Genomic DNA, 13,404 nt, shown 5'->3' on the forward strand with positions numbered 1-13,404 from the left:
AAAGCTCCTTTAGCTGACCCAACCCAGGGCGACGGACAGCGGCATAACGATGTTTGCGATGCAAACTACAGCCGGGATGATGTAGGCCAGAATCACGAAGACCTGACGCCACTTCGCACCGGTGATACCCAGGTCAGAAGCAGCCAGACGGATGCCGTGGGTCAGGTGCAGGAACAGGCAGCACATCGCCAGAACGTAGAAGATGGTGACTGGCCAGCGGCTGAAGGTGGCAATCATGTTTGCCTTGACCTCGCCGTGCACGAATGCCTCAGGCGCAACCGGCTGCACACCCATGGTGAGGTCCAGCAGGTGGAAGATGATGAACAGCAGCAGGACTGCACCGGTGACCAGCATGGTCTTGGTTGCAAAGGAGTCGAGGCCACCCATCAGATTGGTGCGCTTGAACTTGCCGCGGGACTGCTTGGAGCGAGCGGTAAGTGCGAATGCACCGTAAATATGTGCAATAACGCAAGCCAGCAAAACAATGCGGATCATCCAGAGCAGGTGGCCGTGCGGGATGAGCGGTGCACCCAGATCACGCAGGAACTCGCCGTAGATATCGAGTGCTTCGTCGCCGTCGTGTGCCGGCAAGTAAAGCTTCAGGTTGCCGGCCATGTGGCCGACTACGAAAAGCGCAAAGAACAGGCCGGTGATGGCCATCGTAATCTTCAGTGCCCAAGTGGGTACGGAAGGCTTAGTACGAATCGTTTCGTTAGTGATGCGGCCGTGAGCGATTGCCTCACGGTCAGGATTTTTTACAGACATGACACCTCCATAGTCGCTATTACCTTACGCAGCCTTATCTGCTGGCAACTAGTCAAATTCGGGCCAACGCAGCCTCTTCTTAAGGGCCTGAGCAGTCCGTAGAAAATTCTTTAGGTAAGGATCGCCTAAAACGGAGTATTCGAAAAGCCGTTTACCTTGCACGCTGCTTTTTACGCAATACTCACGTTGCGTAATTCCCAGGTGTCTATGAGGTTCGTCACAGCTAATTTTCGGAGTGACTAGTTCACCCCTTTATGTGTCAAACTTTCGCAGGAGTCACACCGCCCACACTCCACACATTTTTACCCCTATTCGCAGGGAGGTTAAGAACCTTCACACAGTCTTTGCAAAAATCCTGTTACAGGATGGCAGGGGCCGGTAATCTTTTTCACATGAGTAAGACTTACGTGGGTTCACGCCTGCGCCAATTGCGGCGCGAACGGGATCTAAGCCAGGCCTCTCTAGCCTCTACACTGGGACTTTCGGCTAGCTATGTCAATCAGATTGAACACGACGTTCGCCCTTTAACCGTACCGGTACTGCTGCGCATTACTGAAGTATTTGGCGTCGACGCCACCTTCTTCTCCCGCGATGATGACTCCCGCCTGCTGGCTGAAATCCAGGATGTCATCCAAGACAAGGAGCTATGCCCCTCCCCCGTTGAACTGCAGGAATTGTCCGAGTTGGTTTATAACCACCCCACCGTGGCCCGCACGCTGGTGGAAATTCACCGCCGCTACGGCAATGTTCGCGACAAACTGTCTCTTGCCACCGATACCCGCCGCTCCGCAGGCACACAGGCACTTTCCATGCCACACGACGAAGTCCGCGACTTCTTCTATGCGCGCCAAAACTACCTGGATGAACTAGACGTTCACGCTGAGACGCTCGCTTCTGAGCTGGACGTTTCGCAATTCCGCATCCGCGATACCGAGGCCGCCCTGACAGCGCGCCTGCGCGACAAACACGGCGTCGAGATCGTAACGACACCACAAATGGATGGCACGCTTCACCGTTTCGACCGCGAAAGCGGAACGTTCCGCCTCGCCAGCCGCCTCTCTGAGGGGCAGCGCGCCTTCCGCATGGCTGCTGAGCTGGGATTTCTGGAAGCTGGCGAGATCATCGACTCCCTTGTCGACGAAGAGCCCTTCACTTCCGACGCCTCGCGCAACCTTGCTAAGCGAGGCATCGCCAGCTACTTTGCGGCAGCCACAATCCTTCCTTACACCACTATTCATTCTGAAGCAGAGCAATCGGGCTATGACCTGGAATACCTATGCCAGGTCTTTGGTGTGGGTTACGAAACAGTGGCTTCGCGCCTTTCTACCCTGCAGCGCACGAACAAGCGTGGCATTCCATTCACGTTCGTCCGCGTGGACCGCGCCGGCAATATGTCCAAACGTCAATCAGCCACCGGCGTCCACTTCTCCAACTCGGGCGGTACCTGCCCGCTGTGGAACATTTATGAGACCTTCTCTAACCCCGGAGTTATCTCCCGCCAGCTCGCGCAGATGCCCGATGGGCGCAACTACCTGTGGATTTCGCGTTCGGTTCAGCACCACCAGGGCCGCTACGGCGATACAAATAAGCTCTTCGCCATTGGCCTGGGTTGCGAGGCTCGTCATGCTGACCGCACGGTATATGCCGAGGGCCTTGATCTGGGCGACCTATCTGCCGCGACCCCGATTGGCAACGGATGCCGCACCTGCCCGCGTGCCAATTGCGCCCAGCGCGCCTTCCCCGCCATCAACGAAACGCTGACAATCGACGCCCATCGCTCCGCGGTGGCGCCGTACTAAGCACGCGACATCCCGGGCTTGCGGTGCCGCGCTTCGCTGCCGGAACGCAAATACCCAGCCCTGAAAAACCAGACCTCGTGGTCGTACTCGCATCCCCGTTTGTTCTCACGGGATCGCCACCAGCAGGTCTGTGTTTCCAGGGCTGGGTATTTGCCAGAAGATGCAGAAAAGGCCCCCTCGCGGGGGCCTTAACGCGAAAAGCGCTTAGAGGTTAATCATGTGGCCGCCGATGCCCTCGGCAGCTTCCTTCATTGCCTCAGAAAGCGTTGGGTGGGTGTGGATATTGCGTCCGATTTCCTCAGCGGTGAGGTCGAAGCGCTGTGCCAGCGTCAGTTCCGGCAGAAGCTCGGAGACGTTGGAGCCAACCATGTGTCCACCAATGAGCTCACCGAACTCACCGTCAGCAATGAGCTTGACGAAGCCGGCGGTCTCGTTGAGGCCCGCTGCCTTGCCGTTTGCGGAGAACGGGAAGGTTGCGACCTTGATGTCACGGTCAGCAAACTTCTCGCGTGCCTGCTCCTCGGTGTAGCCGAAGGAAGCAACCTGCGGGTTGCAGAAGGTAGCGCGCGGCATGTTCATGTAGTCACCCAGTAGCTGGGTCTCAGCGCCAGCGATAACCTCAGCAGCAACCACGCCCTGTGCCTCAGCAACGTGTGCAAGCTGGAGCTTTGCCGTGACGTCGCCAATTGCGTAGATGCCCGGAACGTTGGTGCGCATGTAATCGTCGATTGCGATAGCGCCGCGCTCGGTGAGCTCAACGCCGGTGTTTTCCAAGCCGAAGCCCTCAACGCGCGGTGCGAAGCCGATGGAGACCATGCAGCGGTCAACGGTCAGGGTGTCGGTCTTGGAGCCGTCCTTGGACTCGACCTCGACGGTGACATCGTTGCCATTGTCCTTGATGGAGGTGGTCTTGAAGCCGGTCAGCAGCTTCACGCCAAGCTTCTTGTACTGCTTAGCAATCTCCTTGGAGACGTCCTTGTCCTCGTTCGGTAGGACGCGGTCCATGAACTCGACGATGGTGACGTCCACGCCGTAGTTAGCCAGAACGTATGCGAACTCCATGCCGATTGCGCCGGCGCCCACGATAACCATGGACTTCGGAGCTTCATCCTTGAGGATCTGCTCCTCGTAAGAAACGATGTTGCCGCCGATTTCAACGCCCGGGAGGGAACGAACGACGGAGCCCGTTGCGATGATGCAGTTTTCGAAGGTGACGGTCTTGCCCTTGTCATCACCCTCGGTGATTTCGATGGTCTTTGCGTCTTTGAAGGAGCCAAGGCCGTTGATCTCGGTGATCTTGTTCTTCTTCATCAGGTAGTGGACACCCTTGACGATGCCTTCAGAGACCTTGCGGGAGCGCTTGTGAGCAACACCGAAGTCGAAGGAGACATCACCAGAGATGCCGAAAGCCTTAGCCTCATGGTTGAAGGTGTGTGCTACCTCGGCGTTCTTCAGCAACGCCTTGGAAGGAATACAGCCAACGTTGAGGCAGACGCCTCCCCAGTACTGCTTCTCAATGACAGCAACCTTCTTGCCAAGCTGGGCTGCGCGGATGGCGGACACGTAGCCGCCTGGGCCCGCGCCGAGTACTACAACGTCATAATGTTCTTGAGTCACGCGTACAAGAATACGGAAGATTATCCGCGCTGTCTCACTCTCCCCCAAGATTGAGTGCCTTTTAACTTTTTAAGGCGAAAACGCAGCCCTCGCAGGAATTAAAAAATCTCCCTTTCCTGCCTTAAAAGCAAGGTAGGAAAGGGAGATTGGTTCAGCCGAAGCAGTGTCTTAGAACAGACCCATGCCCAGCGCAGCCTCGGAGGACATGGAAGAGCCAGCGTGTACCCAAGCGCCGAGGACGTTGTTGATGGCGACAATGAAGGAATCAAAAGCGTTCATGAAGTCTTACTTTCTGTTGTTGCTGCACAAATGCAGGGAGGGGAAAGAAACCTGCTGGTGGGGATGGTTTCCTGCGAGTAAAATGCACTCTTTATAACGGCATCTTAGGCACATACGTTACGCAGTGCGCTAATTCCAGCCGAAATTATGACACAAAAGCCACATGTTCACCAGCATTCACTTTTGTTACTTGATAGTTTGACTGTAGCTCCCTCGTTGTCTCCTCTCTCCTACCTCTTGCCTTTGGCGAGGGCACAAGGGAATATAGTCAACGAAAATGCGCGTACCCTCTCACGCATTACCGACTCCCTCTAAGGAAGCAAACCTAAATGAAGACTCTCCACTCATTGGTCAAAGTCGCCGCCTCTGCAGCGCTGATTTTGGGGTGTACGACCATTCCGGCCACCGCATCTGAAGTGCCTGCTGCCCCTGTGGCAGGCGACGCCACCCCTTCCACCATCACCGAGGATTCCGCCTGGAAAGTCCTTAACGCAGATCCCTCCATTCAGGGCCTTTTGGTCTCCGAAGACGAATACCGAGAAAGCATCGAAACCTACCGCGCAGCCGCAGCGGACGGCACTCTCGATGCCGCGAAGTACAAGGAGCTGAGCTTCGACCTAGATCTGGCGAAGTTGCCAGACGAGTTGAAGTGGTACGGCTACGTTTACAAGTACCCGGACTACCGCGCCAAAATCGTCACCATGCAGGCCTCTTCCCCTGCCATGAATGGCCGCGAAATCCCGCTCGCCGTCATCACCCCTGACGGCAAATTCGATTCGCAACGCCCGACGCTATACATGCTCAACGGCGCAGGCGGCGCTGACCAAGGCATGGATTGGATCGTCAGCACCGCTGGCCGCGACCTAGATCCGGAAAAGCCGGGCACTCAAGACATCGATGACTTCTACGGAGACCGCAATGTCAACGTCGTCATCCCGCAGGCCGGCGCATTCAGCTACTACACCGATTGGCTCGAGGAACCGGACGGCAAGTACGGGCTTAAGGGCCCACAGAAGTGGGAGACCTTCCTAACCAAGGAGCTGCCTGGCCCGCTGGAGGATCACATCAACGGCAACGGGCAGCGCGGCATCGCTGGCATGTCCATGTCCGCCACCTCTTCACTGCTGCTGGCTGAACACAACCCACGCTTCTACGACGCAGTCGGCTCCTACGCCGGCTGCGCCGCTACCTCGAGGCCGCTGCCGCACTTCTACCTCCAGCTAACCCTGGGCCGCGGCGGCGCTACCCCAGAGCAGATGTGGGGCGAAATGGGTGGCGAGTACAACCGTTATAACGACGGTCTCATCAACGCGACCAAGAACAACCTGGGTGACACCGACATCTACGTGTCCGCCGGCTCCGGCCTCGCGGGCGCAACCGATTTAGGTTCGACCAAGTCTTCTTCCACCCTCGTGTTTGAAGGTGGTGCCATCGAAGCCGCAATGAGCGCTTGTACCCATGACTTGCAGGCAAAGCTCAATCACGAAGACGTGCCGGCTACATTCAACTTCCGCAACACCGGCACCCACTCCTGGCCGGGCTGGTTGGAAGACATCAACGCTTCCTGGAAGGTCTTCGGCACGGCATTCAACACCCCAGAATCGGAGGCTCACGTCGCCGAGGCAACCAATGCTGATGAAGTACTTGCTAACGAAAAGCTTGACGACGCCGATATCCCTAATGATGAGCAGCCTGCCCCCGCTGACGCCCCGCCGGTAGACCTAGAAGCGCCAGCACAGTAAGCTCTCCTTAAAACTCTCGACACGTTGGGAAAGAAGTTAATGAAGCGTATTAGCTCTATCATCGCCGCAGCCGCAATCGCTGCTGGCGCACTCGTTGCACCTTCTGCTGGTGCTGCTACCGTTGCACCAGCAACCATTGCAGGTGACACTGCGCTGTCCACCATCACTGAGATCGACCCGAGCGCCGTTCCTGCTGATGTAGCAGGCACCAAGTGGTATAAGAAGTACAAGGATGACGGCCGCGTCGAGAAGCTGCTGGCCCACTCGCCTTCCATGGATCGCGATATCCCGCTGGCTGTCATCAAGGCTAAGAGCGAGGACCGTCCAACCATCTACCTGCTCAACGGCGCTGGATCTGCAGAGCAGGATTCTGACTGGCTAAGCTTGTCCGACGCGGTTGACTTCTACCACGAGAAGGACGTCAACGTTGTCGTTCCGCAGGCTGGTGCTTTCTCCTACTTCACTGACTGGGAGCAGGAGCCAAACGGTAAGTACCTGCAGGGCCCGCAGAAGTGGGAGACCTTCCTGACCAAGGAGCTGCCAGGACCAATCGAGCAGCGCCTCAGCGCTTCCGATAAGCGTGCAGTGGCTGGTATGTCGATGTCCGCTACTTCTTCCCTGCTGTTCGCAGAGCACAATCCAGGCTTCTACGACGCAGCCGGCTCCTACGCGGGCTGTGCCGCAACCTCCTCCCAGCTCCCTTATGAGTTCCTGCGCCTGACCGTCAACCGTGGCGGCGGCCAGCCGGAGCAGATGTGGGGCCCAATGGGCAGCGACTACAACCGCTACAATGACGCCCTTCTGAATTCCCACAATCTGGAGGGCACCGCTCTGTACGTCTCGTCTGCCTCCGGCCTGGCTGGCAAGACCGATATGCCTTCTTACTACACCGCACAGGGCATGAACCCGGCCGCCGCATTCGTCGGCTCCGCACAGCTCCAGGTTGAGGGCGGCATCATCGAGGCTGCGGTTAACAGCTGCACCCACAACCTGAAGGCCAAGCTGGACCAGCAGAACATCCCGGCTACCTTCAACTTCCGCAATACCGGCACCCACTCTTGGCCGGGCTGGCGCGAGGACATCGAGAAGTCCTGGCCCGTATTTGCATCGGCTCTCGGCGTATAGGCCTATAAGGCCCAACGCGAATAGGGTTTCATCCTTAAAGGGCGGTAGGATCGCAGCATTATGAAGCTGCTTTCCACCGCCCTTTCGCATGTCGCATCCACCGCCGGTCAATTATCTGAACAGCGCGATAGCTACACAGGTGTCGCGTTCAACTTAGGTTATGAGGTCACCCATTATGACCTGGACCTTACCTACCGCGTTGAGCCCAACCTTTTGCAAGGTGAAGCGGTGCTGCATATCCGGGTGCTAGAGGACGTCGACAAGCTCACGCTCGATCTCGGCGGCGCCATGGTAGCCCGCCGCATCACCGCCAAGGGCGCACCGCGGGTGGCGAAGTTCCGCCAGTCCGTGGGCAAGCTGCGCCTGACTTTCGCGGATACCATCGCAGATGGAACCGAGTTCGAGCTACACATCCGCTACGGCGGCTCCCCACGCCCCATCCGCACCCCGTGGGGCGAACTCGGCTGGGAGGAAACCGAATCCGGCGCTCTAGTAGCTAGCCAGCCCAACGGCGCCCCGAGCTGGTTCCCATGCGACGATACCCCGAGCGAGAAGACCACCTTTGACATTAAGATCACCGCAGATAATCCGTTCCGCGTGATTTCGAATGGAAAGCTGGTTTCCCGCAAATCCGCCAGCGGTTCGATGACGCGCTGGCATTACCGCACCGAACACCCCACGGCTACCTACCTCGTTACGGTTCAGGTAGGCGAGTTTAGCGAGGTCAGGCTTGGCGACTCGGTGCGCGCCTGGGTTCCGTCAGCGCTCAAGACGCCTGTCCAAGAGGTCTTTGCCCAGCAGCAGGAGATGTTGGACTTCTTCTCTTCCTGCTTCGGCGCCTATCCGTTTGACGAATATCAGGTTGTCATCACCGAGGACGAGCTGGAAATCCCGCTGGAAGCCCAGGGACTTTCGATTTTCGGCTCCAACCATGTCTCGCCTACCTTCGAGCGTCTCATCGCTCACGAGCTTTCCCACCAGTGGTTTGGCAATGCGGTGGGCCTTAGCGAGTGGAAGGATATTTGGCTCAACGAGGGTTTTGCCTGCTACTGCGAGTGGTTGTGGATGGAGCACACGCATGGCCGGGCGGTGCATGAGTCTGCGCGTTCGCACTACAACGTGCTCGCTCGCAAGGCACAGGATGTGCTGCTGGCAGATCCGGGCACTCAAGACATGTTCGATGATCGCGTGTACAAACGCGGCGCGCTCACGGTACATGCAGTACGCGTGCTGCTTGGCGACGCCGCCTTTTTCGACGCCGTGCGCTCCTACCTAGCAGAAGGCCGCCACGGCGTGGTTACGCCGGAAGACCTGCTTTCGAAGCTGCGCGAGCGCGCGGAAGATACGGCCGCGCTCGATGGCCTGCTGGAGCAGTGGCTGGAACAAGAACAATTGCCGCACTTCCCGGCTTAAACCCCCCCAAACGTTCGAAAGTATTTTCCAGCTCACCCTTGACAGGTTGCGCTATGTAGATAATATAGAACATGTAATCGAAACGCCGAGGGGGTGGGGCGCCATGCAAGACAAACACGAAGCGATTATTTCCACAGTCAACGAAATTGCCACATCACTAACAGAACTGCGGGAGCTTATGAAAGAACCCGCAGACCTCTACTTCGGCCGTTTGCATCCTGCTTTCGAGCACCTCGAGAACGCAATGGGAAAGAAGACCACCATCGATGCCGCCTTTGCCTTCCTTGCTGCCCGAGATGACGCTGGCCGTACAGTCGGCTCCAGCAAGCCGGAAGACTATCTCACCGCACGTTTGGGCCTGACCTATCCGGAGGCACAGGCGCGCATAAAGACCGGGCAATCGCTCTTTGCCCCACTTTCGGAGGAAGCGGCCGCAGATGCGCCAGCTTCTGCCCATCCAAGCGCGACGGGCAGTGACAGCGAAACGGCAGAACAAAAGCGTGAGGACGCCACCCGTGAACGCGCCCGTCGGGAGCGGGAAGCCGCAGAAAAGCGCCGCCGGCAAATGCTTGAAGAAGAAGCCGCACACGCGCGCACTATCGCACTCATCGAACAGGAACTTGAGCACCTCACGGAGGGCGCGCTCCCTGGCCCGCAAGAGCTTAGCCAGCGCGCTTTGGAGAAGTCTCGGGAGATGTCACATACTGCGCTCCGAGCCTGGCTGCGCGAGGCCATTCGTGCAGCAAACAAATCAGTCTCCGATGCAGACGCAGTTATTAAAAAGCGTCGCTTGCGCATCTCCCAGCCAGATGCTGATGGTGGCGTCTTCATCAGTGGATACGTCGATGCCGCCACGGCAGCAATGCTAAAAGCCGCATTTGCCCCAGCTCGCCATCAGGGAGGGCCAAATCTTCCGGCAGAGGAAGATTCCCGCACATACTCCCAAAGAATGGCAGACCAGCTTTCTGCCATCGTCCACAGCTATCTCGAATCACATCAGCACGGCACTGGTGGTGTGGGTTCCTTGCTTATCACCACCACGCTGAACGAGTTGGAAGAGATGGATTCTTCCACCCGGTTCGCCACCAACACTGGCGTGGAGCTCTCCCCGCTGGACCTGCTACGTATTGGAGCGGCATCACACGATTTCATCTGTGTGGTTGATAATAAGAAATTCCCGCTGGAATTGGGCCGCTGCAAGCGCAGCGCAAGCCTTTATCAAAAGATAGCCTTGGCGGCCTCGGAGTTGGTATGCACCCATCCCGGCTGTGACCGCCCTTGGGTCGAATGCGATGTCCACCACCTCCATGCGTGGGCAGCAGGTGGAGCAACGGATCTCAAGAACTTAACGCTCCTCTGCAGAAGACATCATGCGGATAACAATGACCGACGTGACGGTTTCCGCAACATGGGGCATGCAGAGCGAGACCCAATAACTCGAAGAGTTGGTTATCGTCCGGCAGGGTCGGAAAGGATCCATTTCAACGACAGCCCAGCTGCACATAAAGCCCCGGCCCACAAACTCAGCGCCTAACCGCAGGATACTTGTGCCCTGCGGGCGGATTGCGCTTGCGTTTTATCGCGAGGTGAAAATAGTGAAGGTAGGTAGCCTAAAATTGTTATCCATGCGCAGAATGCTAGTTACTGGCGGCGCCGGATTCATCGGCGCCAACTTCGTCCGCTTGGTCGCTGCCACGCGCCCAGAAGTCTCCATCACGGTGCTGGACAAACTCACCTACGCGGGTAACCGAGCGAACCTCGAAGGCGTAGAGTGCCGCTTGGTTGTCGGCGATATTGCCGATGCCGCGCTGGTGGATGAACTGGTGGCGCAAAGCGACATCGTGGTGCACTTCGCAGCCGAGTCCCACAACGATAATTCGCTGCAGGATCCCTCCCCGTTCATCCAGACCAACGTCGTAGGTACTTTCACCTTGTTGGAAGCCTGCCGCAAGCACGATGTGCGTTTCCACCACGTCTCTACCGACGAGGTCTTCGGTGACCTCGAAATCGGTGCCGCTACCAAATTCACCGAAACCACCCCTTATGCGCCTTCCTCGCCGTACTCCGCGTCGAAAGCCAGCTCCGATCACCTGGTCCGCGCCTGGGCGCGCAGCTTTGGGTTGCGGGCAACCATCTCGAATTGCTCCAACAACTACGGCCCTTTCCAGCACGTAGAAAAGTTCATCCCGCGCCAAATTACCAACCTGTTAGACGGCCAGCCGGCCAAGCTATACGGAACGGGTGAGCAGGTCCGTGACTGGATTCACGTCGACGATCACAACAGCGCGGTCCTCGCCATCCTCGATCGCGGCGAAATCGGCGAGACCTACAACATCGGCGCTGACCAGAAAGACATCAACAACAAAGAGGTCATCGAGCTCATCTGCGAGATCATGGGGGCTACCAACGCTGCAGGCGGCGCGCTCTACGAGCACGTAGCTGACCGCCCCGGCCACGATCAGCGCTACGCCATGGACGCTTCCAAGCTGCGCCGCGAGCTGGGCTGGCAGCCGCACTACACTGACTTCCGCGAAGGGCTGGCACAGACCATCCAGTGGTACCGCGACAATGAGAAGTGGTGGCGCCCGGATAAAGGCGACGTCGAGAAGCATTACGCCCAACACGGCCACTAAACCGGCAGCGCAACCCCATTAAACGAAACCTAGACAGGAAGAAACGAGCACACGTGCAGGTAACCAAGACGGCCATCGAGGGCCTACTGTTCATCGAGCTTGACGTCCACGGAGACAATCGCGGCTGGTTCAAGGAGAACTGGCAGCGCGCAAAGATGGTTGAGGCCGGGCTGCCCGATTTCCAGCCGGTGCAAAACAACGTCTCTTTCAACGCCGCGGCGGGCGTGACCCGCGGTCTGCATGCCGAGCCCTGGGACAAACTGGTAAGCGTGGCCCACGGCAAGGTCTTCGGTGCGTGGTGCGATCTGCGCGAAGGCTCCGAAACCTACGGTGAGCTGGTCACCCATGAAGTAAGCCCCGATACCGCCGTCTTCGTCCCGTGGGGCGTGGCTAACGGCTTCCAGGCACTTGAGGAAACCGCGTATTCCTACTTGGTCAACGATCATTGGTCACCTGACGCGGAGTACACCTTCGTCAACCTCGACATGGTGGACTGGCCGCTCGATCCCACCGAAATCTCCGACAAAGACCGCGCGCACCCGCAGCTAGCGGACGTCACGCCCATGGCGCCGCGCAAGGTGCTGGTCACCGGCACCAACGGCCAGCTGGGCCGCGCGCTGCGCAAGGTGCTACCGAACGCGGAGTTCTGCACGCGCGAGGAATTCGACATCACCAATCCGCCGCAGCGTCCTTGGCGCCGCTACAGCTCCATCATCAACTGCGCCGCCTACAACGACGTCAACGGCGCAGAAAGCGACCGCGCCCGCGCCTGGGAAGTCAACGCGCTGGCACCTGCCAAGCTGGCGCGCATCGCCGCCGATAACAACTTGACGCTTGTACACGTCTCCAGCGACTACATCTTCGACGGCGAAACCGAAGTACACACCGAGGAAGAACCCCCTAGCCCGCTGAGCCTGTATGGGGCGTCGAAGGCGGCGGGAGAGGCGTCGGCAAGCGTGGCGCCTAAGCACTATGTGGTGCGCACCTCGTGGGTCTTCGGCGAGGGCAACAACTTCATCAAAACCATGGCTCAGCTGGCAAATAAGGGCATCGAGCCGAAGGTCATCAATGACCAGCGCGGCCGACCCACCTTTGCAGAGGACCTGGCCAAGGGCATCGCGCACCTACTGGAAACCCAGGCGCCTTATGGCATCTACAACCTCTCCTCCGCGGGCGATACCGTGGGCCGCGATGAACTCGCCATGGCCACGTTCATCGGCATGGGGCACGACCCCGCCGAGGTCCACTCGGTCAGCACCGCGGAGTACGGCGTCGAGCCTGCCCGCCGGCCCAGCGAATCTACGCTGGATCTTTCCAAGATTGAGGCCACCGGCTTTAGCCCGATGAATTGGCGCGCCGCGCTAGCGCTCTACCTTGCGCTTTATCCTTTGGATTAGGCTTTCAAGCATGAAAGGCATCATCCTCGCGGGCGGTTCAGGCACACGCCTCTACCCCATCACCAAGGGCATCTCGAAGCAGCTCATGCCAATCTATGACAAGCCCATGGTCTATTACCCGCTCAGCACCCTGATTCAGGCGGGGATTCGGGAGATCCTCATCATCACCACCCCCGAGGATTCGGCGTCTTTTGAGCGCCTGCTTGGCGACGGCTCCCAACTAGGCCTCATGCTTTCCTACGCGGTGCAGCCACGTCCAGAGGGCCTGGCGCAGGCCTTCCTCATTGCGGAGGATTTCATCGGCGATGACTCCGTAGCCTTGGTGTTGGGAGATAACATCTTCGAAGGCCACGGCTTTGCCACCGCCTTGGGCCAGTGCCGCGACCCAGAAGGCGGAATCATCTTCGCCTACGAGGTCTCCGATCCGCAGCGCTATGGCGTGGTGGAATTCGACGCGGCAGGCAACGCGCTGTCCATCGAAGAAAAACCAGCCCAACCCAAGTCCAATCATGCCGTGGTTGGTTTGTATTTCTACGATAACTCAGTAATCGACATTGCCAAGGGCATCCGCCCGAGCGCCCGCGGCGAGCTGGAAATCACCGCCGTCAACGAGGAGTACCTGCGCCGCGGCAAG

The 13,404-nt window shown here is 58.4% G+C and carries 10 protein-coding genes; 8 read left to right on the plus strand and 2 right to left on the minus strand.

What is annotated here, in order from left to right; translation table 11 throughout:
* Positions 1–9 precede the first annotated feature (9 nt).
* On the minus strand, positions 10–765 hold the full coding sequence (locus HMPREF2935_RS04490; RefSeq protein WP_061920266.1) for a succinate dehydrogenase cytochrome b subunit: 756 nt from the start codon (positions 763–765) through the stop codon (positions 10–12).
* 392 nt (positions 766–1,157) lie between these two features.
* On the opposite strand from HMPREF2935_RS04490, the gene ramB reads away from it, so the two are divergent.
* Positions 1,158–2,564, plus strand: coding sequence for an acetate metabolism transcriptional regulator RamB (ramB, locus tag HMPREF2935_RS04495; protein WP_070732097.1), 1,407 nt, complete (start codon positions 1,158–1,160; stop codon positions 2,562–2,564).
* 204 nt (positions 2,565–2,768) lie between these two features.
* Here ramB and lpdA read toward each other — a convergent pair whose 3' ends face one another.
* Positions 2,769–4,181, minus strand: a complete 1,413-nt coding sequence (lpdA, locus tag HMPREF2935_RS04500; RefSeq protein WP_061920262.1) for a dihydrolipoyl dehydrogenase — start codon at positions 4,179–4,181, stop codon at positions 2,769–2,771.
* A 608-nt stretch (positions 4,182–4,789) separates the two neighbouring features.
* Between lpdA and HMPREF2935_RS04505 the strand changes: the two genes are divergently transcribed.
* The 7 genes from HMPREF2935_RS04505 to HMPREF2935_RS04535 form a co-directional block, all read left to right on the plus strand.
* The gene (locus HMPREF2935_RS04505) at positions 4,790–6,202 is read left to right on the plus strand and encodes an alpha/beta hydrolase (RefSeq protein WP_070732099.1); all 1,413 of its coding nucleotides are present in this window, start codon (positions 4,790–4,792) and stop codon (positions 6,200–6,202) included.
* A gap of 39 nt (positions 6,203–6,241) precedes the next feature.
* A complete protein-coding gene (locus tag HMPREF2935_RS04510) occupies positions 6,242–7,327 on the plus strand; it encodes an alpha/beta hydrolase (protein WP_070732102.1) in 1,086 nt (361 codons plus the stop codon).
* Between the two features lie 60 nt (positions 7,328–7,387).
* Positions 7,388–8,740 (plus strand): M1 family metallopeptidase, encoded by a 1,353-nt coding sequence (locus HMPREF2935_RS04515; protein ID WP_070732103.1) that lies wholly within the window; start codon positions 7,388–7,390, stop codon positions 8,738–8,740.
* A gap of 178 nt (positions 8,741–8,918) precedes the next feature.
* Positions 8,919–10,274, plus strand: coding sequence for an HNH endonuclease signature motif containing protein (locus tag HMPREF2935_RS04520; RefSeq protein ID WP_246817778.1), 1,356 nt, complete (start codon positions 8,919–8,921; stop codon positions 10,272–10,274).
* A gap of 100 nt (positions 10,275–10,374) precedes the next feature.
* On the plus strand, positions 10,375–11,373 hold the full coding sequence (gene rfbB, locus HMPREF2935_RS04525) for a dTDP-glucose 4,6-dehydratase (RefSeq protein ID WP_210400722.1): 999 nt from the start codon (positions 10,375–10,377) through the stop codon (positions 11,371–11,373).
* Between the two features lie 53 nt (positions 11,374–11,426).
* The gene (gene rfbD / locus HMPREF2935_RS04530) at positions 11,427–12,770 is read left to right on the plus strand and encodes a dTDP-4-dehydrorhamnose reductase (RefSeq protein WP_070518611.1); all 1,344 of its coding nucleotides are present in this window, start codon (positions 11,427–11,429) and stop codon (positions 12,768–12,770) included.
* Between the two features lie 10 nt (positions 12,771–12,780).
* On the plus strand, positions 12,781–13,404 hold a 624-nt coding region (locus tag HMPREF2935_RS04535), incomplete at its 3' end, for a sugar nucleotidyltransferase (RefSeq protein ID WP_070732109.1).

The sequence above is a fragment of the Corynebacterium sp. HMSC076D02 genome (assembly GCF_001813815.1).
Taxonomy (GTDB): Bacteria; Actinomycetota; Actinomycetes; order Mycobacteriales; family Mycobacteriaceae; genus Corynebacterium; species Corynebacterium simulans.